Annotated in this window: 18 protein-coding genes and 1 pseudogene; 12 read left to right on the forward strand and 7 right to left on the reverse strand. The window is 71.8% G+C overall.

What is annotated here, in order from left to right; all coding sequences use genetic code 11:
* Positions 1–368 precede the first annotated feature (368 nt).
* On the forward strand, positions 369–1,049 hold the full coding sequence (locus tag AC3ET4_RS04405; RefSeq protein WP_431946084.1) for a hemerythrin domain-containing protein: 681 nt from the start codon (positions 369–371) through the stop codon (positions 1,047–1,049).
* 295 nt (positions 1,050–1,344) lie between these two features.
* Here AC3ET4_RS04405 and AC3ET4_RS04410 read toward each other — a convergent pair whose 3' ends face one another.
* Both AC3ET4_RS04410 and AC3ET4_RS04415 read right to left on the reverse strand, forming a co-directional pair.
* Positions 1,345–1,860 carry a hypothetical protein gene (locus tag AC3ET4_RS04410; protein WP_431946086.1) on the reverse strand — a complete coding sequence of 172 codons (516 nt, stop codon included), beginning with the start codon at positions 1,858–1,860 and terminating at the stop codon, positions 1,345–1,347.
* 263 nt (positions 1,861–2,123) lie between these two features.
* Positions 2,124–4,145, reverse strand: a complete 2,022-nt coding sequence (locus AC3ET4_RS04415; RefSeq protein ID WP_431946088.1) for a M3 family metallopeptidase — start codon at positions 4,143–4,145, stop codon at positions 2,124–2,126.
* Between the two features lie 290 nt (positions 4,146–4,435).
* Between AC3ET4_RS04415 and AC3ET4_RS04420 the strand changes: the two genes are divergently transcribed.
* Complete coding sequence (locus tag AC3ET4_RS04420; RefSeq protein ID WP_431946090.1) at positions 4,436–4,639, forward strand: MarR family transcriptional regulator; 204 nt, start codon at positions 4,436–4,438, stop codon at positions 4,637–4,639.
* A gap of 64 nt (positions 4,640–4,703) precedes the next feature.
* On the opposite strand, the gene AC3ET4_RS04425 is transcribed toward AC3ET4_RS04420, so the two are convergent.
* The 3 genes from AC3ET4_RS04425 to recD2 form a co-directional block, all read right to left on the reverse strand.
* The gene (locus AC3ET4_RS04425) at positions 4,704–5,450 is read right to left on the reverse strand and encodes an SDR family NAD(P)-dependent oxidoreductase (protein WP_431946092.1); all 747 of its coding nucleotides are present in this window, start codon (positions 5,448–5,450) and stop codon (positions 4,704–4,706) included.
* 423 nt (positions 5,451–5,873) lie between these two features.
* Positions 5,874–7,163: a citrate synthase gene (locus AC3ET4_RS04430; RefSeq protein ID WP_431946094.1), complete on the reverse strand. Its 1,290-nt coding sequence runs from the start codon at positions 7,161–7,163 to the stop codon at positions 5,874–5,876.
* 131 nt (positions 7,164–7,294) lie between these two features.
* Positions 7,295–9,514, reverse strand: a complete 2,220-nt coding sequence (gene recD2, locus AC3ET4_RS04435) for an SF1B family DNA helicase RecD2 (RefSeq protein WP_431946096.1) — start codon at positions 9,512–9,514, stop codon at positions 7,295–7,297.
* A gap of 191 nt (positions 9,515–9,705) precedes the next feature.
* Here recD2 and AC3ET4_RS04440 point away from each other — a divergent pair, with 191 nt between their 5' ends.
* The 5 genes and pseudogenes from AC3ET4_RS04440 (at position 9,706) to rbsD (ending at position 15,553) form a co-directional block, all read left to right on the forward strand.
* A complete protein-coding gene (locus tag AC3ET4_RS04440) occupies positions 9,706–10,719 on the forward strand; it encodes a LacI family DNA-binding transcriptional regulator (RefSeq protein WP_431946098.1) in 1,014 nt (337 codons plus the stop codon).
* Between the two features lie 26 nt (positions 10,720–10,745).
* Complete coding sequence (locus AC3ET4_RS04445) at positions 10,746–12,266, forward strand: sugar ABC transporter ATP-binding protein (RefSeq protein WP_431946242.1); 1,521 nt, start codon at positions 10,746–10,748, stop codon at positions 12,264–12,266.
* Positions 12,256–14,224: pseudogene (locus tag AC3ET4_RS04450) on the forward strand (ABC transporter permease/substrate-binding protein). The gene AC3ET4_RS04445 and the pseudogene AC3ET4_RS04450 overlap by 11 nt, the downstream one beginning before the upstream one ends.
* Before the next feature lie 40 nt (positions 14,225–14,264).
* Positions 14,265–15,167, forward strand: coding sequence for a ribokinase (gene rbsK / locus AC3ET4_RS04455; protein WP_431946100.1), 903 nt, complete (start codon positions 14,265–14,267; stop codon positions 15,165–15,167).
* Positions 15,164–15,553, forward strand: coding sequence for a D-ribose pyranase (gene rbsD / locus AC3ET4_RS04460; RefSeq protein WP_431946103.1), 390 nt, complete (start codon positions 15,164–15,166; stop codon positions 15,551–15,553). Before rbsK ends, rbsD begins: the two co-directional genes overlap by 4 nt.
* 191 nt (positions 15,554–15,744) lie before the next feature.
* Here the strand turns inward: rbsD and AC3ET4_RS04465 are convergent, their stop codons facing one another.
* Together AC3ET4_RS04465 and gndA are read right to left on the reverse strand one after the other, a co-directional pair.
* Entirely contained in the window at positions 15,745–16,473 is a 729-nt protein-coding gene (locus AC3ET4_RS04465) for an SDR family NAD(P)-dependent oxidoreductase (protein ID WP_431946105.1), read from the reverse strand.
* A gap of 24 nt (positions 16,474–16,497) precedes the next feature.
* Positions 16,498–17,940: an NADP-dependent phosphogluconate dehydrogenase gene (gndA, locus tag AC3ET4_RS04470; protein ID WP_431946107.1), complete on the reverse strand. Its 1,443-nt coding sequence runs from the start codon at positions 17,938–17,940 to the stop codon at positions 16,498–16,500.
* 450 nt (positions 17,941–18,390) lie between these two features.
* On the opposite strand from gndA, the gene AC3ET4_RS04475 reads away from it, so the two are divergent.
* The 5 genes from AC3ET4_RS04475 (at position 18,391) to AC3ET4_RS04495 (ending at position 24,126) form a co-directional block, all read left to right on the forward strand.
* Positions 18,391–18,834, forward strand: coding sequence for a DUF937 domain-containing protein (locus AC3ET4_RS04475; protein WP_431946109.1), 444 nt, complete (start codon positions 18,391–18,393; stop codon positions 18,832–18,834).
* 556 nt (positions 18,835–19,390) lie between these two features.
* Complete coding sequence (locus AC3ET4_RS04480) at positions 19,391–20,185, forward strand: sugar phosphate isomerase/epimerase family protein (protein WP_431946111.1); 795 nt, start codon at positions 19,391–19,393, stop codon at positions 20,183–20,185.
* Between the two features lie 118 nt (positions 20,186–20,303).
* Positions 20,304–21,215, forward strand: a complete 912-nt coding sequence (locus AC3ET4_RS04485; protein WP_431946113.1) for a LysR family transcriptional regulator — start codon at positions 20,304–20,306, stop codon at positions 21,213–21,215.
* A gap of 4 nt (positions 21,216–21,219) precedes the next feature.
* Positions 21,220–22,254, forward strand: a complete 1,035-nt coding sequence (locus AC3ET4_RS04490; RefSeq protein ID WP_431946115.1) for a hypothetical protein — start codon at positions 21,220–21,222, stop codon at positions 22,252–22,254.
* Between the two features lie 78 nt (positions 22,255–22,332).
* Positions 22,333–24,126: a glycoside hydrolase family 3 protein gene (locus AC3ET4_RS04495; RefSeq protein ID WP_431946117.1), complete on the forward strand. Its 1,794-nt coding sequence runs from the start codon at positions 22,333–22,335 to the stop codon at positions 24,124–24,126.
* The last annotated feature ends 50 nt before the right edge of the window (positions 24,127–24,176 follow it).

Genomic DNA, 24,176 nt, shown 5'->3' on the forward strand with positions numbered 1-24,176 from the left:
CCTGAGCGGAGGGGGTGAGGACCCGGGGGCCCGTCGTGTCCGGGGACGGGAGCCGGTCCTGTCCCCAGGGGCGCGCTGAGACCGTTCCGTTACCGCTACTCGGGCCGCGCGGTCGAGTCATCTGGCCGATGCCGCGCCGGCACCGGTTCGGCATGATCTTGTGGCGGCTGCGGCCTATCGCGTTTCCCCCAGGGCCGCGTTCCGGTCGACGCACCCGACCCGCCGGAGAGCGCACCTCGGCGATCCCCTCGAGGGCTGCCGCACAGTCCGACCGGGCTGCCTTGCCGTACACGACGACGTGCCCGGCCTATGCACACCGGCCGCATCCCGTAGCGGGAGCGCTGCCGCGACACCTAGGGAAGAAGAAGATGGCACTCCTCAACGAACCCATGGCTGACACGCGCGACATGTACATGGCCCACGCGGGACTGCGCCGGGAGTTCCGGCTGCTTCCCGACCTCATTCGGTCCGTCCGGCCGGGCGACACGCAGCGCGCGGAGGTCGTGGGTTCCCATGCCGTACTGATCTGCGACCTCCTGCACGGGCACCACGAGGGCGAAGACCTGCTGCTGTGGCCCAAGCTGGCGGAGCGCGGAGGCGCTGAGGCCGCGGCGATCGTGCCGACCATGGAGGAGCAGCACCACGCGATCGACGAACTGTACAAGGAGGCGACCGGACTGCTCCCCGGCTGGCGCTCCACCGGACAGGGCGGCGCGGCGCTCGCCGAGGTGTTCCAGCAGCTGGCGACCGTCCTCGAGGAGCACATGGCGCTGGAGGAGAGGGAGATCCTGCCGCTGGTCGAGAAGCACGTCACCGCGAAGGAGTGGCACGCGCTCGGCGAGCACGGCATGGCGGCCATTCCGAAGAACCTCCTGCCCCTGGTCCTCGGAGTAGCGGCGTACGAAGCCGATCCGCAGGTACTCAAGGGCGTCCTCGCGTCGGCTCCACTGCCGGTCCGGCTCCTCGTCCCCATCCTGGCGCGACGCAAGTACGCGGCACACGCCAAGCGGGTCCACGGCACCGCCACGCCTCCGCGTATCGGCGCCTGAGGCGGCCACCGGCCGGCCCCGGGCGGCAGCGGTCGCGGCGGCAGGTTGGCCCTGGGGCCGCCGGCCCGCCGGACCGATAGGCGTAACGCGCCCCGGCACCGAGCGGAAATTTCCTCCCGGTTGCCGGGGGCGGGCCTTCCGCGTTCGTCGTTCGTACACCCGCCCCACCGGCGGGAGCCCGCGATGCCCAGCCGCGGTGTCCGGGACGCGGACTGGAGCTCCGGTGCCCGAGGGCGGCGGAGGGCGGGCGGCGGCACCGCGCTCCCGCCCCGACGACCGGGTGGGGCGACCGGGGTCAACCCGACTTGCGGAGCACCTCGGTGACCTTGCAGGTGATCTTCCCGGAAAGCGGCTGGGCCCCCTGAGCACTCGTCTCGGCCTTGTCCCCCGCGGCCAGGCCGGACGCGTTGGCGACGGATTGGGCGAGGTGCTCTCCGTTGGTGCTCAGGAACTCGATGTGCACCTGGTAGTCGGAGGTCGCCGAACTGTGGTTGGTGATGGTCAGCTCGGCATTGGGCAACTTGCTGAAGTCGGTGAGGCCGCACGAGGTGATCTTCGCGTCCGCCAGATCCGCCTTCTGGCCCGCGCCTCTCGCCGGGGACTCGGCGACGACCGAGGAATCACCCCCCGAACCGCCCTTGTCGGCCCCGCCCTGGAGGACGTACGCGACGCCTCCGCCGATGACGGCGACGGCGACGGCCCCGCCGACGATCATCTTCCCCGCGCCCGACTTCTTCGGCGGTCGGCTCCGGCCCTGTTCCGGAAGCGGTGCGTACTGGTTCGGTGGCGATACGTGTGACTGCTGAGACATGGTGAACCCCCTGAGGCTCGGATGTGAGGACACCGTGACAGAGCTTCACCATGCGCGCAGGGACAAGAGCTGTCTGTAATGCGGCCGTGACCTATCCGGTATAGATCATTCCTGATAGGTCCGGACCAAGGGTTCGATCCGTTTACGCAACCGGGCTTGCGGAGGCCGCCGGCCTGGCCGAGACGCCCCGAACCGGGGAGCGTCCGCAGGCCGTACGGACGCTCCCCGCTCCGGGGAAGGCGCCGGATCAGGCGCCGCGGAGCTCAGCCGGTCAGCCCCCGGCGCGCCAGAAGCGGCTCGATGCGCGGCGCCCGGCCGCGGAAGCCCTCGAACGCCGCCATCGGGTCGACGCTCCCGCCGCGCGAGAGCAGTTCGCGGCGGAAGACGTCGCCGTTCTCGCGCCGCATGCCGCCGTTCTCCTTGAACCACTCCACGGTGTCGGCGTCGAGCACCTCGCTCCAGATGTACGAGTAGTACCCGGCGCTGTAGCCGTGGGCGAAGATGTGCGCGAAGTAGGTGCTGCGGTAGCGCGGCGGGATCGCGGGCAGCGCGAGTCCGGCCTCCTTCAGGGCGGCGGCCTCGAACTCCTCGGCGTCGCCGGGGTCGTGTCCGGCCGGGATGGTGTGCCAGGCCCAGTCGAGGACGGCGGCCGCGAGGTACTCCACCGTGCGGAAGCCCTGCCCGAAGCGCTCCGCGTCCTCCATCCGGGCCACCAGCTCGGCGGGCATGGGCTCACCGGTCTCGTGGTGGCGGGCGTAGTGGGCCAGCACCTCCGGCCGGGTCACCCACATCTCGTTGACCTGCGAGGGGTACTCGACGAAGTCGCGCGGAACGGCCGTGCCGGAGAAGAAGGGGTGCCGGACGTCGGAGAACAGGCCGTGCAGGGCGTGGCCGAACTCGTGGAAAAGGGTGTTCACCTCGTCGTAGGTGAGCAGCGCGGGCTCGCCCTCGGCGGGCTTGGCGACATTGAGGTTGTTGACCACGACGGGCTTGCGGCCGGTGAGCGCGGACTGGTCGACCAGACTGTTCATCCAGGCGCCGCCGCGCTTGGAGGCGCGCGCGAAGAAGTCGCCGAGGTAGAGGCCGAGGGGGGAGCCGTCCGCGTTGAAGACCTCGAAGACCCGGACGTCGGGGTGGTAGCCGATGAGATCGGGGCGCTCGGTGAAGCTCAGTCCGTAGACCTGCCCGGCGGCGTGGAAGACGCCGTCCCGCAGCACCCGGTCGAGCTCGAAGTAGGGGCGCATCGCCGCGGTGTCGATGTCGAACTCCGCCTTGCGGACCTTCTCCGACCAGTACGCCCAGTCCCAGGCGGAGAAGTCCTCCAGCCCGGAGGCGGCGGCCAGGGCCGCGGCCTCGCGCTCGGCGTTGGCGACGGCGGGCGGCACGAGCCGGGTCAGCAAGGACGTCACGGCTTCCGGGGTGCCCGCGGTCTGGTCGGCGACGACGTACGCGGCGTGGTTCTCGTAGCCGAGCAGAGCGGCACGCTCGGCGCGCAGTGCGGCGAGCCGGACGGTGAGTTCGCCGTTGGAGGTCAGGCCCCGGCCGAGCGAGGCCTCCAGCAGGCGCCGGCGCAGGGCGCGGTCGTCGAGCGAGGCCAGTTCCGACTGGTTGGAGAAGTTCTTCAGGCTGAGGACGTACTTGCCGTCGTGGCCGAGGGCGGTGGCGTTGGCCGCCGCGGCGGCGACGGCGTCGGCGGAGAGCCCCGACAGCTCCTCGGGGCTGTCGAGCACCAGGGCGGCGGCCTTGGTGTCGGCGAACAGGTTCTGCTCGAAGGCCGTGGAGGCCTCGGCGATCCGCGCGTTGAGCGCCTTCAGCCGCTCGCGGCCCTCCTCGGAGAGCTCGGCGCCCGCGCGGACGAAACGGGTGTGGTAGCGCTCCAGCAACCGCAGCGCCTCGGCGTCCAGACCGAGTTCCGTGCGGCTCGCATACAGCGCCTTGATGCGGACGTAGAGGTCGGCGTTCAGGTGGACGGCGTCGGCGTGGGCGGCGAGGGCGGGGTTGACCTTGGCCTCGATCTCCTGGATGCCGGGAGCGGTGTCGGAGCTCGCGCGGTTGAAGAAGACCTTCGACACGCGGTCCAGCAGGTCCCCGGAGCGCTCCAGGGCGACGATCGTGTTCTCGAAGGTCGGCGGCTCGGGGTTCGCGGCTACGGCCTCGGTCTCGGCGAGGTGCTCGGCCATCCCCTGTTCGAAGGCGGGGAGGTAGTGCTCCTCGCGGATGTCCGCGAACGGCGGCAGCTCGTACGGAAGGGTGCTCGGGCTGAAAAAGGGATTCGTCGACGTCACGCCACCGACCTTACGCGCGGCGCCCGCGGACCGGACGCGTCCTTCCTTCAGGAGACCGGATGCCGCTGCGCGTACGGGCGTCCGTACGCGCAGCGGCGACTACCGGGGTGCCACACCCCGATGAATCCTCCGATTATCAGCAAGGTCGGTCATGCGTCCTCGACGTTTGTCACCGTTACGCGGGCTTCGCGTCACAGACGATCGACAGCCCCTTCCGCCCCTGATCGTTTGTCGTTGGTCCCGGCGAGGCCGGCCGCCCCCAAGGCCGGCGCATGGGAGGTGCGTGGGAGATGACGGACCGGACCCTCTGGTCGTACGCCGAGATCGCCGCTCACATCCGGGTGCAGGTCGACACCGTGCGCTCGTACCGCAAGCACGGGCACTTGCCGCCCCCCGACGTCGTGGAGGGCGGCAAGCCGTACTGGTACGCGGACACCGTCCGTCTGTGGAGTTCCCGGCGCCCCGGGAATCGCGGGCGCCGGGAGTTCGGTTGATGTCGGTCCCGCCGCCGCTCGGCCCCGAACGGGCCGCTGCGGCTGCGGGGCCGGGCCCGGCAGCTCAGCGGCCGAGCAGTTCACCGCCGTTGCACTGCAGGATCTCGCCGGTGATGAAGCCGGCCTCCGGGGACGCCAGGAAGACCACCGCCGAGGCGACGTCCTCGGGCCGTCCGACCCGGCCGACCAGGGTCCGGCCCGCCCTGCGGGTCAGCTCGGCCGCGTCGAGCCGGGCGCCGAAGAACTCGGTGCCCGCCACGGTGCCCGGGGCGACGATGTTGCAGGTCACGCCGCGCGGGCCGAGCTGAGCCGCCAGGGAGTGGTTCCAGGCGTGCAATGCGGCCTTGGACGCCCCGTAGGAGCCCCCGCCGCGCAGCGCGGCCACCGAGGTGACGGTGATGACCCGGCCGCCCTCCGGGAGCCGGTCGCGTACGGATTCGGTCAGCAGGACGGCGGTGAGGACGTTGCGCTCGAAGTCGCCGCGCCAGCGGGCCAGCACCCCGTGCGGGCCCGCCCCGATCGCGAGTTCGCGACTGCCCGCGTTGTTGACCAGGACGTCGATGCGCCGCGGCAGCCGCGCAAGGGCCGCCTCCACGTCGTCCGGATCGGCGAGGTCGCAGACGACCGGGGTCACGTCGTGGCCCAGGCGGGCGCTCAGCTCGTCGGCGGTGGCGTGCAGCACCTCGCGGCGCCGGCCGACGATGGTCACATGGTCGCCGGCTTCGGCGAAGAGGGTGGCCACCGACCGGCCGATGCCCGTTCCTCCGCCGGTCACCACGACGTGCCGGCCCACACTTGCGTTCTGCGACATCACGCTCCGCTCCTCGAGGAGGGACAGCACGTTACGGGACGGCGGGTACGTCACCGACACAGGGGTCCGCCATGATGCGGACGGCGTAGGAGATGCGTAGCCGAGGCCGAGGTCACACTGGCTGGAACGTAACCTTTTGGTTTACGAGGGGGTCTAACCGAGAGAAGACACCGGGCTCCCGGCGGACTCGGTGACATGATGAGCGGGTTGTCTTTGGGGGACAGCCCGGTCGCCAGGTCGGGGCGAACTGCCCGGAGAGCTTTGAGCGGCCCTCCCGGGTGGCTTGGCCCGGCTGGGCGAACGCACCCAAAGAACGCCCGGTACGGACCCGTGGGGGGATCCGCTCCGGGAAACGGAAGCGCCCCGTGCCGAACCCGTGGGGGGATTCGGCGCGGGGCGTTTCTCTGTGCGCGGGACGCCGGGTCAGCGGGCCTCGACCGGGACGTAGTCCCGCTCGACGACTCCCGTGTAGACCTGGCGCGGACGGCCGATCCGGGAACCCGGCTCGGTGATCATCTCGTGCCACTGGGCGATCCAGCCGGGCAGCCGGCCGAGCGCGAAGAGCACCGTGAACATCGTGGTCGGGAAGCCCATAGCCCGGTAGATCAGGCCGGTGTAGAAATCGACGTTCGGGTACAGGTTGCGCGAGACGAAGTAGTCGTCGCTGAGGGCGTGCTCCTCGAGCTTCAGCGCGATGTCCAGCAGCTCGTCGGACTTGCCGAGCGCGGAGAGCACGTCGTGGGCGGCGGCCTTGATGATCTTGGCCCGGGGGTCGAAGCTCTTGTAGACCCGGTGGCCGAAGCCCATCAGGCGGACGCCGTCCTCCTTGTTCTTCACCTTGCGGATGAAGGCGTCCACATCACCGCCGTCGGCCTGGATGGCCTCCAGCATCTCCAGCACGCTCTGGTTGGCGCCGCCGTGCAGCGGGCCCCACAGGGCGTTGATGCCCGCGGAGATCGACGCGAACAGGTTGGCCTGCGAGGAGCCGACCAGGCGGACGGTGGAGGTCGAGCAGTTCTGCTCGTGGTCGGCGTGGAGGATGAGGAGCTTGTCCAGGGCGTCGACGACGACCGGGTTGAGCTCGTACTCCTCGGCGGGCACGGCGAAGGTCATCCGCAGGAAGTTCTCGACGTAGCCGAGGTCGTTGCGCGGGTAGACGAAGGGGTGGCCGACCGACTTCTTGTAGGCGTACGCGGCGATCGTCGGCAGCTTGGCGATGAGCCGGATCGTCGACAGGTAGCGCTGCTTCTCGTCGAACGGGTTGTGGCTGTCCTGGTAGAAGGTGGACAGCGCGCTGACCACGGAGGACAGCATCGCCATCGGGTGCGCGTCCCGCGGGAAGCCCTGGAAGAACCGTTTGACGTCCTCGTGGAGGAGCGTGTGCTGCGTGATGTCGCCGCGGAAGGCGGCGAGCTCGTCGACGGTGGGCAGCTCACCGTTGATGAGAAGGTAGGCGGTCTCCAGGAAGGTGCCGCGCTCGGCGATCTGCTCGATGGGGTAACCGCGGTAGCGCAGAATTCCCTGTTCGCCGTCGAGGTAGGTGACCGCGGACTTGTAGGCCGCGGTGTTCCCATAGCCGCTGTCCAGGGTGACCAGGCCGGTGTCGGCGCGCAGCTTGCCGATGTCGAAGCCGTTGTCCCCAACGGTGCCCTCGACCACCGGGTAGCTGTACTCGCCGTCCCCGTACCGCAGTACTACAGAGTTGTCGCTCACGTCATTCCCTCACCGACGTCGTGCCTCTTCTTCGAGGTTGGCAGGTGCCCTGACTACCCCTACTGTCCCCCATTTGGCGTGGCCGCGTGCACTCGGGGTCGGTCGGGGGGCCGAATGGTGGCACCGAGTGCCTATCTTGCCGCCCGAGCCAGCCGATGGTCGAGGGCCGTGAAGCGTCGGCCTGCGGAGACGGTGCGGACCGCCTGGCCGATCGCCCTGCGCGAGCCCACGAGCACGACCAGTCGTTTCGCCCGGGTGACGGCGGTATAGAGCAGGTTTCGCTGGAGCATCATCCACGCTCCGGTGGTGACAGGGATCACGACGGCGGGATACTCGCTGCCCTGCGACCGGTGGATCGTCACCGCGTAGGCGTGGGCCAGCTCGTCCAGCTCGTCGAAGTCGTAGGGAATCTCCTCGTCCTCGTCGGTCAGTACGGTGAGCCGCTGCTCCACGGTGTCCAGGGAGGTGACGACTCCCACCGTTCCATTGAAGACGCCGTTGGCGCCTTTCTCATAGTTGTTCCTGATCTGGGTCACCTTGTCGCCGACGCGGAAGGTGCGGCCGCCGAAGCGCCGCTCCGGCAGATCGGGGCGGGCCGGGGTGACGGCCTGCTGGAGGAGCCCGTTCAGCACGCCGGCGCCCGCGGGGCCGCGGTGCATGGGGGCGAGCACCTGCACATCGCGGCGTGGGTCGAGGCCGAACCGGCGCGGGATGCGCCGGGCCGCCACGTCCACCGTGAGCCGTGCCGTCTCCTCGCCGTCCTCCTCCACGAAGAGGAAGAAGTCGTCCAGCCCCTGGGTGACCGGATGCGCTCCGGAGTTGATCCGGTGGGCGTTGGTGACCACGCCGGACTGCTGGGCCTGCCGGAAGATGCGGGTCAGCCGGACCGACGGGACGGGGCTGCCTTCGGCCAGCAGATCGCGCAGCACCTCGCCGGCGCCGACGCTGGGCAGTTGGTCCACGTCGCCGACGAAGAGCAGGTGCGCCCCTGGCGGCACGGCCTTGACCAGTTTGTTCGCCAGCAGCAGATCGAGCATCGAGGCCTCGTCCACGACGACCAGATCGGCGTCGAGGGGCCGATCCCTGTCGTACGCGGCGTCGCCGCCCGGCTTGAGCTCCAGCAGCCGGTGGACGGTGGAGGCCTCGGCCCCGGTCAGCTCGGCGAGCCGCTTGGCCGCCCGGCCCGTGGGCGCGGCCAGCACCACCTTGGCCTTCTTCGCCTGCGCCAGGGCCACCACGGACTTCACCGTGAAGGACTTGCCACAGCCGGGGCCCCCGGTCAGCACGGCGACCTTCTCGGTGAGCGCCAGCCGCACCGCCTGCTGCTGCTCGGGGGCGAGATCCGCGCCCGTCCGCTCGGCGAGCCAGGTCAGCGCCTTGTCCCAGTCGACGTCGCGGAAGGCGGGCATCCGGTCCTCGGCGCCGCGCAGCAACCGCAGCACCGAGCCGGCCAGGGAGATCTCCGCCCGGTGGAAGGGCACCAGATAGACCGCGCGCACCGGATCCTCCCCGCCGTCGGGGGCCGGTACGGGCTCGACGACCACCCCTTCCTCGGCCGCCAGCTCCGCGAGGCAGTCGATGACCAGGCCGGTGTCCACCTGGAGCAGCTTCACGGCGTCCGAGAGCAACCGCTCCTCGGGAAGGAAGCAGTTGCCGCCGTCGGTCGCCTGGGACAGGGCGTACTGGAGACCGGCCTTGACGCGATCGGGGCTGTCGTGCGGTATGCCGACGGCCTGCGCGATCCGGTCCGCGGTGAGGAAGCCGATGCCCCAGACATCGGCCGCCAACCGGTAGGGCTGGTTCTTCACCACGGAGATCGACGCGTCGCCGTACTCCTTGTAGATGCGCACCGCGATCGAGGTGGACACGCCGACGCCCTGGAGGAAGACCATGACCTCCTTGATGGCCTTCTGCTCCTCCCAGGCGGCGCCGATCAACTTGGTGCGCTTGGGGCCGAGCCCCGGGACCTCCACCAGCCGGGCCGGCTCCCGCTCGATGACCTCCAGGGTGTCGGTGCCGAAGTGCTCGACGATGCGCTCGGCAATGCGCGGGCCGATGCCCTTGATCAGCCCGGAGCCCAGGTAGCGCCGGATGCCCTGGATCGTGGCAGGCAGGACGGTGGTGTAGTTCTCCACGGTGAACTGCTTGCCGTACTGCGGGTGGGAGCCCCAACGCCCCTCCATGCGCAGCGACTCCCCCGGCTGGGCACCCAGCAGCGAGCCGACCACGGTCAGCAGGTCGCCGGCGCCGCGGCCGGTGTCGACCCGGGCGACCGTGTACCCGTTCTCCTCGTTGGCGTAGGTGATCCGCTCGAGGACGCCCTCGACGACGGCCAGTCTCAGCTCCCCCACGGCGCGGGCCACCTTCCCTGTTCTGCGTTGTGATCCGACCGTACCGCTCGGCCACGACAGGCCGCCGTCGCCTGTGGACACGCTCGCCGATCGGCCACCGGAAGGTAACGATCCGGTTTCGAACCCTTGCCTTGAGACATGTAATCGATTCCAATCCCTCTTGTAATCGATTCCACGAGGAGGTGGGACGGGTGGCGAGCATCAAGGACGTGGCATCACGCGCCGGTGTCTCCGTCGCAACGGTCTCCCGCGTGCTCAACGACCACCCGTCGGTCCGGCCGGACACCCGCACCCGGGTGCTGGCCGCCGTGGCCGAGCTCGGCTACCGGCCCAACGCGGTGGCGCGGTCGTTGCGCACCGACCAGACCCATACCCTCGGCCTGGTCATCAGCGACGTGCTGAACCCCTTCTTCACCGAGCTCGCCCGCTCCGTCGAAGACGAGGCCAGGGCACTGGGCTACAGCGTGATCATCGGCAACGCCGACGAACGGCCGGAGCAGCAGGACCACCACATCCGCACGCTGCTGGACCGCCGCATCGACGGACTGCTGGTCAGTCCCACCGACGGCGGTTCCCCGCTGATCCAGGACGCGGTGCGCTCCGGCACCCCGATGGTCTTCGTCGACCGCTGGATCCCCGGCATAGGCCAGGACGTCCCGGTGGTCCGCACCGACGGCTGCGACGCGGTGCGCGACCTGGTCGCGCACCTCCACGGCCTGGGCCACCGCCGGCTGGCGATCATCGCGGGCCCCGCCGCGACCACCACGGGCCGCGAGCGCGTACAGGCCTTCCGCCAGGCGCTGGCCGGCTTCGGACTGCCGCTCCCGGACGAGTACATCGGCCAGGGCGACTTCCAGGCCGACAGCGGCCGCCGGGCCACCGCCCGGTTCCTGGACCTGCCGGTCCCGCCCGAGGTGGTCTTCGCCGCGGACAACCTGATGGCGCTCGGCGCCATGGACGAGATCCGCGCCCGCGGCATGCGCGTGCCCGACGACATCGCGCTCGCCGCCTTTGACGACATCCCGTGGTTCCTCCACACCGATCCGCCGATCACCGCGATCGCCCAGCCCACGGGCGAGCTCGGCCGAGCCGCGGTGCGCTCGCTGATCGACCGGGTGGAGGGCAGACCGGCGCCGTCGGTCACCGTGTCCGCCCGTCTCGTTGTCCGCCGCTCCTGCGGCGCGTCCGAAAGGAGCCCCCGTTGAGCACGAGCAGCCCCGAGCTCCTCCGCATGGAGGGCGTCCGCAAGGTCTTCCCCGGCGTGGTGGCTCTCGACGGCGTCGACTTCGACCTGCGCGGAGGCGAGGTGCACGTCCTGCTCGGCGAGAACGGCGCGGGCAAGAGCACCCTGATCAAGATGCTCTCCGGCGCCCACCGCCCCGACGAGGGACGGATCCTCGTCGACGGCGGCGAGGTGCGCATCCATGGTGCCCAGGACGCCGAGAAGCTGGGCATCGCGACGATCTACCAGGAGTTCAACCTCGTCCCGGCGCTGAGTGTCGCCGAGAACATCTTCCTGGGCCGCCAGCCGCGCCGGCTCGGCCTGGTGAACCGCAAGCAGATGAACGCGGACGCCGCCGCGCTGCTGGCCCGGGTCGGCATCGACGTCGACCCGCGGACCCCGGTCTCCGAACTGGGCATCGCGCGCCTGCAGATGGTGGAGATCGCCAAGGCCCTCAGTCTGCGGGCACGCGTCCTGATCATGGACGAGCCGACCGCGGTGCTCACCACCGAGGAGGTCGACAAGCTCTTCCGGATCGTGCGCAAGCTGCGCGAGGACGGCGTCGGCATCGTCTTCATCACCCACCACCTGGAGGAGATCGCCGCCCTCGGCGACCGCGTCACCGTCCTGCGCGACGGCCGCAGCGTCACCCAGGTGCCGGCGAGCACCCCGGAGGACGAACTGGTCCGGCTGATGGTGGGCCGCAGCATCGAGCAGCAGTACCCGCGCGAGCGCGCCGAGGCGGGCGCGCCCCTGCTGCGGGTCGAGGGCCTCACCCGGGACGGCGTCTTCCACGGCGTGAGCTTCGAGGTGCGGGCCGGCGAGGTCGTCGGCCTGGCCGGACTCGTCGGCGCGGGACGCACCGAGGTCGTCCGCGCGGTCTTCGGCGCCGACCCGTACGACTCCGGGACGGTCGAGGTCCTGGGCAAGCGCTTGCGCCGCCACGACGTGAACGCCGCCATGGACGCGGGCATCGGCCTGGTGCCCGAGGACCGCAAGGGCCAGGGCCTGGTGCTGGACGCCACCATCCAGGAGAACCTGGGCCTGGTCACCCTCGGCCGTGCGACGCGCGCCGGGTTCGTCGACCGGGCCGGGCAGCGCAAGGCGGCGGATCGGATCTCGGGGCAGCTCAAGGTCCGCATGGCCGGGCTGCACCAGCACGTGCGCACCCTGTCGGGCGGAAACCAGCAGAAGGTCGTCATCGGCAAGTGGCTGCTGGCCGACACCAAGGTGCTCATTCTCGACGAGCCGACCCGAGGCATCGACGTCGGCGCCAAGGTCGAGATCTACCAGCTCATCAACCAGCTCACCGCCTCCGGCCACGCGGTGCTGATGATCTCCAGCGACCTCCCCGAGGTGCTGGGCATGAGCGACCGCGTCCTGGTGATGTCCCAGGGCCGGATCGCCGGTGAACTTCCCTCGCACGAGGCCACCCAGGACTCCGTCATGGCCCTGGCCGTCGGCACAGCGCCAGCCGAGGGCGGCACGACTACAGCAACGAAGGATGTGGAGGGCTCCCGTGGCCACTGACACGCTCAAAAGCAGTACGGACGCGGGCGGCCTCGCCGCGGCACGCCGTGTGCTCCTCAACAACGGCGCGCTCAGCGCCTTGGTGGTCCTGCTCGTGGCCCTGTCGTTCCTGTCGGGCGACTTCCTGTCCACGCAGAACCTGCTCAACGTCGGCGTCCAGGCGGCCGTCGTCGCGATCCTCGCCTTCGGCTCCACCTTCGTGATCGTCGCCGCCGGCATCGACCTGTCGGTCGGCTCGGTCGCGGCGCTCTCGGCGACGGTGCTGGCCTGGAGCGCGAGTTCTGCGGGTCTGCCGGTGTGGCTGGCGGTCGTGCTGTCCATCGCCACGGGTGTCGCCAGCGGTCTGCTGAGCGGCCTGCTGATCTCCTTCGGCAAGCTGCCGCCGTTCATCGCGACCCTCGCCATGCTCTCGATCGGCCGCGGCCTCACCCTGGTCATCTCCCAGGGCAGCCCCATCGCCTTCCCCGACTCCGTCTCCCACCTGGGCGACACCATCGGCGGCTGGCTGCCCGTCCCGGTCCTGGTGATGATCGTCGCGGGCGCCGCCACAGCGATCATCCTCGGCCGCACCTACATAGGCCGCGCCATGTACGCGATCGGCGGCAACGAGGAGGCGGCCCGCCTCTCCGGCATCCGCGTCAAGCGCCAGAAGATCGTCATCTACGCTCTGTCCGGCCTCTTCGCGGCGGTCGCGGGCATCGTGCTCGCCTCCCGGCTCGCCTCGGCGCAGCCGCAGGCCGCGAACGGCTACGAGCTGGACGCGATCGCCGCGGTCGTCATCGGCGGCGCCAGCCTCTCCGGAGGCGTCGGCAAGGCGTCGGGCACCCTGATCGGCGCGCTGATCCTCGCCGTACTGCGCAACGGCCTCAACCTCCTGTCGGTCTCCGCCTTCTGGCAGCAGGTCGTCATCGGCGCGGTCATCGCGCTGGCCGTCCTGCTCGACACCCTGCGCCGCCGCGCCTGACGCGGCGCCCGGACCCCCGACCTTTCCCCCCTTTTTTCCTGCACCACACCAAGGAACCCCCATGCGCACGAAGCTCATCTCCGCCACCACCGTCGCCGTCGCCGCCCTGGCGCTCACCGCCACCGCCTGCAACTCCGGTTCCGGCTCGTCCTCCGACATCAAGGTGGGCCTCTCGGTCTCCACCCTCAACAACCCGTTCTTCGTGCAGCTGAAGTCGGGCGCGCAGGCCGAGGCGAAGAAGGAGGGCGTCGACCTGACCGTCACCGACGCGCAGAACGACGCTTCGCAGCAGGCCAACCAGCTGCAGAACTTCACCAGCCAGAACGTGAAGGCGATCGTCGTCAACCCGGTGGACTCCGACGCGGCCGGTCCCGCGGTCAAGGCCGCCAACAAGGCCGGCATCCCCGTCGTCGCGGCCGACCGCGGCGTCAACAAGGCCGAGCTCGCCACCACCGTCGCCTCCGACAACGTCGAGGGCGGCCGGCTCGCCGCCAAGACGCTGGCCGAGTCGCTGGGCGGCAAGGGCACTGTCGTCGTCCTTCAGGGCACCGCGGGCACCTCCGCGGCCAACGAGCGCGGCCGGGGCTTCAACGAGGGCATCACGGCCTACCCGGGCATCAAGGTGGTGGCCCAGCAGTCCGCCGACTTCGACCGCACCAAGGGCCTGGACGTCATGACCAACCTGCTGCAGGCCCACTCCGACGTCACCGGGGTCTTCGCCCAGAACGACGAGATGGCCCTCGGCGCCGTCAAGGCGCTCGGCGACAAGGCCGGCACGTCGGTCAAGGTCGTCGGCTTCGACGGCACCCCCGACGGCCTCACCGCGGTCAGGAACGGCACCCTCTTCGCGTCCGTGGCCCAGCAGCCGAAGGAGCTCGGCAAGCTGGCCGTGCAGAACGCGGTGAAGGCCGCCAAGGGCGAGAAGCTCGACGACCTGGTGAAGGTCCCGGTCAAGGTCGTCACCGAGAAGAACGTCGCCGACTTCTCCTCCTGACGAGCCGCATCGGTACGGCGACCCCGAAGGGAACACGCAGATGCACGGCTACGACCTGCTGGTCGTGGGGTCGGCCAACGCCGACCTGGTGATCCATGTCGACCGCCGCCCGGCGGCCGGCGAGACAGTCCTCGGCTCGGACCTCGCCACCCACCCGGGTGGCAAGGGGGCCAACCAGGCCGTCGCCGCGGCCCGCCTGGGGGCGCGGACGGCGCTCCTCGCCCGGGTCGGCGACGACGCCCACGGGCGGCTGCTCACCGGCTCGCTGACGTCGGCCGGCGTCGACACCACCGGTGTCCTGAGCGGCGACGCCCCCACAGGGGTCGCGCTGATCACCGTGGACCCCTCGGGCGACAACAGCATCGTGGTGTCGCCGGGCGCCAACGCCCGGCTCACCGCGAAGGACGTGACCGGGGCACGCGAGCTGCTGGAGGCCGCCAGGGTGGTCTCGCTGCAACTGGAGATCCCCCTGGAGTCGGTCGCCGCCGCGGTGGCGACGGCCGCGGAGGCCGGCACGCGGGTCGTGCTGAACCCCTCGCCCCCCGCCGCGCTGCCGCCGGAGGTGCTGGCCGGCTGCGACCCCCTCGTGGTCAACGAGCACGAGGCACGCGTCCTGCTCGGCGCGAAGGCCGGGGACACCCCCGAGGCGTGGGCGGCGGGATTGCTCGCGCTCGGCCCGCGCTCCGTGGTCGTCACGCTCGGCGCGGCGGGCGCGCTCGCGGCGACGGCGGACGGCGCCGTACACATACCGAGCCCTCGTGTGTCGGCCGTCGACACCACCGGTGCCGGCGACTCCTTCACGGGGGCGCTGGCATGGCGGCTGGGCGCGGGCGACGACCTGGCGTCCGCCGTGCGGTTCGCGGTGCGGGTGGGCGCCGCGGCCGTCACGAAGCCGGGTGCGCAGGAATCCTTCCCCACCCTCGAAGAAGTGGGTCAGCTGTGAAGAAGTCCGGAATCCTCAACCGCCATCTGTCGGGCGCCCTCGCCGTGCTCGGCCACACCGACCTGGTCGTGGTCTGCGACGCGGGGCTGCCGATCCCTCCCGGGCCCATCGTCGTCGACCTCGCGTTCCGGGCCGGCACCCCGTCCTTCTCCGAGGTCCTCGACGGCCTCCTGGAGGAGCTGGTGGTGGAAGGGGCGATCGCCGCCAGGGAGGTCCGCGACCACAACCCCGAGGTGACCGCCCGGCTCGACCGGGCGTTCCCCGACCTGGAGCTGGTGCCGCACGAGGAGTTCAAGGCCCGCACCCGGCAGGCCCGCCTCGTCGTCCGCACGGGCGAGGCACGGCCGTACGCCAACGTCATGCTGCGCTGCGGCGTGCCCTTCTGACGTACGTCGCCCCCGCATCCGAGGTGATGCGGGGGCGACGGGGGTGATGCCTGGGTGACGGCCGCCCGCTGCCCGGAGGAGGGGGCGGCCCGGTCGCAGCCCCGGCCGACGGGTCGAAGGCCCGCCATCCGCCCCGGCAGGTTCGTCGGACGGCAGGGCTCCGGCGGCGAGCGTGGTCGCCGTCCCCGCGGTCAGCGGGCGTAGCGGCCGGCGGGCCGGGAGAGGGACAGACCCGGGATGAGCTCCTGGCGCGCGTTCTCGTACGCCTCCCACGTCGCGTGCTCCGGCAGCGAGGGGATCGTGACCAGCTCTCCGGCGTCGAGACCGGCGAGCCCGGCCCGCGCTGCGTCGCGGGGGGCCATGACCGCCTCCTTGGGCACCTGGTCCAGTTCGATGCCCGAGCCGTCCCAGATCGCCGTCTCCAGCGCTCCGGGCACCAGGACCTGCACCCGGACGCCGGAACCGGCGAACTCCTGGGCCAGGGCCTGGGAGAAGGCGATCACATACGCCTTGGTGCCGCTGTACACCGCGCCGACCGGGAGGATGTTGAGCGCGAGGGCGGAGGAGACGTTCACGATCGTGCCCGATCCCCGGCCGGAGAACGCCTTCGCGGCGGCGGCCGCGAGCCTGGTGGCGGAGGTCAGGTTGAGTGTGATCAGCCACTCCAACTGGTCGGGGTCCGCCGCGGACAGCGGACCGAACAGGGCAGCGCCGGCGTTGTTCACCAGCGTGTCGATGGCGGGGTCGGCCGCCAGGCGGTCCTCGACGCTCCGCATGCCCTCCGGCGTCGCCAGGTCGGCGCTCAGCACCGAGACCTGGACGCCGAAACGTTTCGCGAGGTCCGCCGCGGCGGACTCGAGCCGCGCCTGGTCGCGTGCGAAATTGCCGGGGACCGTCCACCACCGGCTCCGGCCCGGCACTGGCCCGGCAGCGATGGAGGCCGGTCAGGTGGTGGGGTGTTCGGTGCGGTCGGTGTCCCAGCGGGTGTGGTAGCTGCCGGGGCGGTCGGCGCGGCGGTAGGTGTGGGCACCGAAGTAGTCGCGCTGGGCCTGGGTGAGGGCGGCCGGCAGGCGCGGGGTGCGCAGGGTGTCGTAGTAGGCCAGGGCGGCGGCGAAGGCGGGGGTGGGCACGCCGTCGCGGGTGGCGTGGGCGACGACCAGGCGCCAGGGGAGTTGGGCGGCGCCGACTTCGCGGGCGAAGCCGGGGTCGGCGAGCAGACTGGGCAGGGCGGGGTCTGCGGTGTAGGCGTCGCGGACGCGGTCGAGGAAGTCGGCGCGGATGATGCAGCCGGCGCGCCATACGGCGGCGACGGTGGCGAGGTCGGTGTGCCAGCCGTAGGTGTCGGCGGCTGCCTGGATCTGGTGCAGGCCCTGGGCGTAGGAGATGACCTTGGAGGCGTACAGGGCCTGTTCGACCTGGCCGGTGAAGCGTTCGGCGTCGCGTTGGCCGAGGAGGGTGGGGGCAGGTCCGGGCAGGGTCGCGCCGGTGGCGCGCAGGGGGGCGTGGCCGGACAGGGAGCGGGCGAAGACGGCCTCGGCGATGCCGGAGATGGGGATGCCGAGGTCGAGGGCGGTCTGCACGGTCCAGCGTCCGGTGCCCTTCTGCTCGGCGGCGTCGGCGATGACGTCGACGAAGGGCAGGCCGGTGTCGGCGTCGTGGTGGGCGAGGACCTCGGCGGTGATCTCGATGAGGTAGGAGTTCAGGCGGCCGGTGTTCCACTGGCGGAAGACGTCGGCGATCCGCGCGGGCGGCCATCCGGTGGCGTGGCGCAGGAGGTGGTAGGCCTCGGCGATGAGTTGCATGTCGGCGTACTCGATGCCGTTGTGGACCATCTTGACGAAGTGGCCGGCGCCGTCGGGGCCGAGGTGGGCGACGGCCGGGGTGCCGTCGGGGGTGGTGGCGGCGATGTCGGTCAGGACGGGGGCCAGCAGCCGGTAGGCCTCAGGCGAGCCGCCGGGCATGATGCTGGGGCCGTTCAGGGCGCCTTCCTCGCCGCCGGAGATGCCGGTGCCCAGGAAGTGGATGCCGCGCTCGCGCAGGGCGGCCTCGCGGCGGCGGGTATCGGCGAAGTGGGCGTTGCCGCCGTCGACGATGACGTCGCCCGGGTCGAGCAGCGGCGCGTACTCGGCGATCACGTCGTCGGTGGCCTGTCCGGCCTGCACCATGACGATCAGCCGCCGGGGCCGCTGCAGCGCGGCGACCATCTCCTGCGCGGTCTGCGCCGCGATGAAGGCGCCCTCGTGGCCGAAGTCGCCGACCAGGGCCAGGGTCCGGGCGGGAGTGCGGTTGTGCACCGCCACCGCGTAACCGTGACGAGCCAGGTTGCGGGCCAGATTACGGCCCATCACGGCAAGACCCGTGACGCCGACCTGTGCACTCGAATGCATGAAACGACCCCTCGATTCCGTAGGTGAAGCGCTTGCGCGGCGCTTAGATTACGAACGTAATCAATACACTGTTCGGCGGACAACCCGACCAGGAGCGGCGACCCACGGACCCGGATCCCCCCGGGAATAACAGGACCCGAGCACACCGACCGAGTCACCCCAGGCCGGAGTTCGGACACCGACACCCGTCCGACCTGCGAAGACTCCCGCCGGACCGTGCGACCGCTGCGCCATCGCCTCCCCGGGGCCGGCCGGCGCCACCCGCGGACCATGCGGACTTCCTCCGGCGGCTGCCCACCGACCCACATAGATGTCGTATGACATCTATCACGGGATGGTGGGCCGGTCAGGGGCCCACGACACCGCCCCTGCGCTTCCCCGCCCGGGGCGTACATCCGTCCGGCTGCCGTCGGCGGGCCGGGCGGGCGGATCACGCGTAGCGTCCCGACCATGAGCGACCGACCGCTGAAGGACGAGGTGCTGGAGGAGCTGGGGGACGACCGGCTCCGGGAGATCGCCGAGCTGCTCGGGACCGAAGCCGCGCGGGCTCAGCAGGTCGTGGGAAGCGCGGTGGCCTCGATCACGGGGGTGCTGACGGACGACGCGGTGACACCCGGCGGCACAGCGGAGCTGTGCCAGGCCATGGAGCAGGCCGCGAACGAGCCGGAGCCGCTGCCCGCCGCCGCCGTCGGCTTCGCCGGGGTGCAGGGCGGCACGGGACCGGAACCGGGCCGGGGGGTGCTGGCGGCCGTGCTGGCCAAGGTCGCCGCCCCGGCGGCGCGGGCGGTGGCCAAGCGGACCGGGCTCCCGGTCGAAGGAGTCTCGGCGGCACTTGAGGCGGTGATCCCCGTGATGGCGACCGTGCTGGCCCGGCGGGCCCGAGAGAAGCGCTGAGCGACGGCGGCCCACCGGTCCGGCCTCGCACGATCCCGCCTCGCGCGTCCCGCCGGTCGAGACCGGTCTCACAGAGACCGGTCTCAGGCGGCCCCCGGTCCGGTTCCGCCTCGTCCACCCTGGTCGGCTTCAGCCGGGCAGACACGGCGAAAGGGGTCCGGCTGAGCCGGACCCCTTTTGCGTTTCCCCTCCCTCTGCGCGATGCCCCGAGCCCCCTCCGGGCGTCACGCTCTCCCCCACTCAAGACCCTTGTGAGGCCCCCCTCCGGGGTCTTGACGGCTAGGTAGACACACCGGCAGCGGGGATGGTTGCACGGCATCTCGAAGAAATTCTCAGCGATTTCTCAGAGGCCCCTTCTGCTGCGCCTGCCCCGTGGACCCGCCCGATCCGGAGCCACGCACAACAGCACGCCGGCGCCGTTCCGGCCGGCCTTCCGGTCGGCGTCCGGCGCTCCATGGATCTGCCGGTTCCGCGCCCGCCAGGGAGCGGCTCGCCTGCGGCGCCGGCCGCTCTCTCGTCGGGCAGGACCGGCGACCAGTGCTGTAGCGTCCGAAAAGTGAAGTTCGCGTTCTCGACCCTCGGGGTGCCGGGACTATCCGTGCCGGAGGTCGTCCGGCTCGCCACTGAACACGGCTACCACGGTGTGGAGCTGCGGGCCGGCCATGACGAGCCAGCGCACATCGGACTGACGGAACGTCAACGCGCCGATCTCGCCGCGGAGTTCCGCCGCTGCGGTGTCGCGGTCCTGGCAGTCGCCTCTTCCGTGCAGGTGGCCGCGCCAGGTGAGGACGCCCCCGCGCTGCGGGGCCTGCGCGACCACGTCCGCCTCGCCGCCGACCTCGGCGCCTCCTATGTGCGGGTGTCGCCCGGTGCCGGCGACGACGGAGAGCCCGCCGACACCCGGGCGGCCCGCCGGCTGGCGGCGGTGGCCCCGGAAGCCGCCGACGCCGGCGTGCGGATCCTGGTGGAGACCCATGACTCGCACCGGACGGGCGCGGACGTGGCGCGGATTCTGGGGCTGGTGGGACATCACCACACGGGCGCGCTCTGGGACGTGATGCACCCGTGGCTGGGCGGCGAACAGCCCGAGCACACCTATCCGGTGCTCGCCCCCTACCTGGGCTATGTGCAGGTCAAGGACGTCTCCTCGGCGCAGGACACCACCCCGCTGCCGCTCGGCGGCGGGGCACTGCCGCTGGCCGGCACGGTGGAGGTGCTCAGCCGGGCGGACTGGGACGGCTGGCTGTGCTGGGAGTACGACAAGCGCCGCTACCCGCAGGTGCGAGCGCTGCCGGAGCTGCTGTCACGGGGACGCGCGCACATGCTGCGACTGCTCGACGAATCGGCCTGAGCGCGGCGCGGTGACACCTGGGCGCGTACTCTTAAGCACCGGTGAATACGTCGCGCCCGCAGGATTCAGCAACGCTGAACGATCTGCCGTGTGGCGCGCAGGATGGCGAGGTGGACGGATGCTGGATCTGGCCCGGCTGCGGGCGCTGCACGCGGTACATGTGCACGGATCGGTGGGAGCGGCGGCCACCGCCCTCGGCTACACCGCGTCCGCCGTCTCCCAGCAGATCGCCAAACTGGAGCGCGAGACCCGTACGACGCTCCTGGAGCGGCAGGGCCGCGGCGTGGCGCTGACCGAGGCCGCCGAGCTGCTGGCGGCGACGGCACAGGAGCTGATGGCGATCGTGGAACGGGCCGAGGTCGCACTGGAAGAGCGGCGCGGCCGGCCCACCGGACGGCTGACCATGGCCGCCTTCCCGACCGCCGCGCGCGGCCTGCTCCCCCAGGTTCTGGCCGGGCTGACGGCCGCCCACCCGTCGCTGGAGCCGAGGCTGGTGGAGGAGGGCGCCCATCTGTCGGTGGACCTTGTCTCCCGCGGCGTCGTCGATCTGGCCGTGGTGCACGACTGGGACATCACCCCGCTGCCCGCGCCCGAGGGACTGGAGCGGGTGGTCATCGGCGAGGATCACTGCGACGTCCTGGTGCCCGCCGGGCATCCGCTGGCGGCGCGCGGGGCGCTGGTCCGCGAGGACCTCGTCGACGCACGGTGGATCTGCCAGCCGCCCGGGCACATGTGCCACGACTGGCTGGTGCGGACCCTGCGGGAGGTCGGCGCCGAGGCGGACCTGGCGTTCCAGGTCGGCGAGTACCAGACGCAGTTGGCGCTGGTGGCCGCCGGGCTGGGGATCGCGCTGATGCCGCGCCTGGGACGGGGGGCGGTGCCGGACGGCGTGGTCGTGCTGCCGCTGGAGCCGGCGCCCGTGCGGCGCCTGTACGCCCTCTGGCGGACAGGGGCGTCGCGACGTCCGGCCATCACGGAGACGGTCCGGGCGTTGCGTGAGCACTACCCCCGGGTCGTTGCCGGACCATGAGCGGATGCCACCCATCCGCAGGGAACCGCATCCGTCCCCTCTCCGTCCGACCGGCGTGCTGCCGGGGCCTCTCCGCAAGGCGACGGCCGTCGCGCTGCTGACCGTGTCGCTGACGGCCCTGACCGCCGCCTGCGACCGGCAGCGGCCCGCCGCCGCCCCCGCCGACAACGCCGGAGGCGGCCCCTCCGCCTCCGCGACCGCCACCGCTCCGGTCGGCACGGAGCGGGCGCCGTCCGTCGGGCCGACCGCCGCGTTCGCCACGTCCCCGCCGGTGAACGGGATGCTCTCCACCCGCCGTGTGTACGTCACCGAGACGACGCGCCCGGTGCCCGCCGTGCACACGGTCCTCGACGACGAGCGCGACCTGGGCCGTTTCCCCGGCTACTTCATGGCGTCGGCACCGCAGATCGCCGACGCCATCGCCGAGCGCGCCGCGCGGACCGACTTCTCGCGCTCGGTCCTGGTCGCCTGGAGCCGTACGACCGGCTGCGCCGGCACAAAGGACGCCATGCTCTTCCGCAGCGGCGACCGGCTGGTGCTCGGCCTCGCGCAGCAGCCGGGCGGCCCGTGCCTGGCCGCCCACCGAGTCGTCACCGTGTTCGAGGTGCCGCGCGACCGGATGCCGAAGCGGCCGCGCTTCGCGCAGGAGGCGGACCCACTGGCCGATCCGCCGGCTCCGGGGCGCACGCTGGCCTTCGGCGGTCTGGAGGACACGCGGGAACCGGGCGGCGGCCGACGCGCCGCCGAGGTCACCTCGGCCCGGCAGCTCGACGCCTTCCTCGCCGGTCTGCCCCGCACGGGGGCGGCCGCGCTGCGCGAGCAACTGGCGCGGCAGCCGCGGCGTACGGACGAGCGGCGCTTCGCCTTCGTGCTGACGGGCTGCCGGCCCACCGGGGCCGCTCTGGCCATCGGCCGGCGGGAGATCTCGGCTGCGCCCACCGGGGACGAGCACATCCGCTGCATCCAGGCCCAGAGCTTCGCCGCGGTGCTCGCCGTGCCGTCCCGTCTCGTGCCCACGCGTGTCCAACTCATTGACTGACAATTATTTTCCGGCTAAGCGTGTCTGCTCGAAGATTTCTTTCAGTGCTCCGCCTCCTCCTGCCGGAAGGAGTCCGTCATGCACAGCCGTCCCCAACCGTCCCGCCGCACCGTGATCGGTGCCGCCGCGGCCGCCTCCACCGCCCTCGCCCTCGGCGTCCCGGGCACCGCGAGCGCGGCCACGGCAAACCACACACGCGTCCGCGCCCTCATCGACCGCATGAGCATCGAGGAGAAGGTCGGCCAACTCTTCGTCATGCGGGTGTACGGCCATTCGGCCACCGCCCCCGATCCGGCCGACGTCGCCGCGAACCAGGCCGAGATCGGGGTCTCCAACGCCGCGGAGCTGATCGCCAAGTACCACGTCGGCGGCATCATCTACTTCGCGTGGGCGCACAACACGCGCGATCCCCACCAGATCGCCGACCTCTCCAACGGCATACAGCGGGCCTCCCGGATCCCGCTGCTGATCTCCACCGACCAGGAGCACGGCGCCGTCGCCCGGATCGGCTCCCCCGCCACGCTCTTCCCGGGCGCGATGGCGCTCGGCGCGAACGGCAGCGCCAGGGACGCCCGGCGGGCCGCGGCCGTCGCCGGGGCCGAACTGGCCGCGATGGGCATCACCCAGGACTACGCGCCGGTCGCCGACGTCAACGTCAACCCCGCCAACCCCGTGATCGGGGTGCGCTCCTTCGGCGCCGACCCGAAGGCCGTGGCCGCGCTCGTCGCCGCCCAGGTGGAGGGATACCAGCGAGCCGGTGTCGTCGCCACCGCCAAGCACTTCCCCGGGCACGGCGACACCGGTACCGACAGCCACTTCGAGCTGCCCGTCATCACGCACTCGCTGGAGGAGTGGCGGCGCCTGGACGCCCCGCCGTTCCGCGCCGCGATCGCCGCCGGGATCGACTCGATCATGACCGCGCACATCCTGGTGCCCGCCCTCGACGACTCCGGCGACCCCGCCACACTCTCCCGGCCGATCCTCACCGGCATCCTGCGCGAGGAACTCGGCTACGACGGCGTGGTCGTCACCGACTCGCTCGGCATGGAGGGCGTACGCCAGAAGTACGGCGACGACCGGGTCCCGGTGCTCGCCCTCAAGGCCGGCGCCGACCAACTGCTCAACCCTCCGGACCTGGAGACCGCCTGGCAGGGAGTGATGGCCGCCGTGAGGTCCGGTGAGCTCACCGAGGAACGCCTCGACGAGTCCCTCACCCGGATCCTCACGCTCAAGGCGCGGCGCGGGCTGCTCGACGACCCGTACGTCACCCACCGCGGTGTGGACCGGGTGGTCGGTGTCCGCGGCCATCTGGCCGAGGCCGACCGGATCACCGAACGCAGCGTGACCCTGCTGGCGAACAGCGGGGCGCTGCCGCTGCCCGCCCGGAGCCGGCTGCTGGTCGTCGGGGCCGACCCGGCCGCGCCCTCGGGCACCGGCGGCCCGCCCACAGCAGTGCTCGGCACAACCTTGTCCGGCCTCGGTCACGCCACGCACGTCCTGCCGACCGGGACCGCGCCGGAGCAAGCGGTCATCGACCAGGCAGTGGCCGCCGCGCGGGACAAGGACGCGGTGGTGGTGGCCACGTACAACGTCACCGGGGCGTCGACGGGTCAGATCGCGCTGGTGGCCGCGCTCGTGGCGACCGGGGTGCCGGTGGTGCAGGTCGCGATCCGCAATCCCTACGACGTCGCCCGGCTCGACGGTCCGGCCGCCGCGCTGGCCGCCTACGGCTGGACGGACGTGTCGATGCGGGCGGCGGCACGGGTGCTGGCGGGCAAGGTACGGCCCAGCGGGAAGCTCCCGGTGGCGGTGCCTGCGGCGGACGCCCCGTCACGAACCCTCTACCCCGTGGGCTGGGGCCTGGGGTATTGACGACGCGCCGCGACGTCGCGGTTCCCGGGTCCCGGCCGTCCGGCCCGGGC

The sequence above is a fragment of the Actinacidiphila sp. bgisy167 genome, assembly GCF_057707665.1.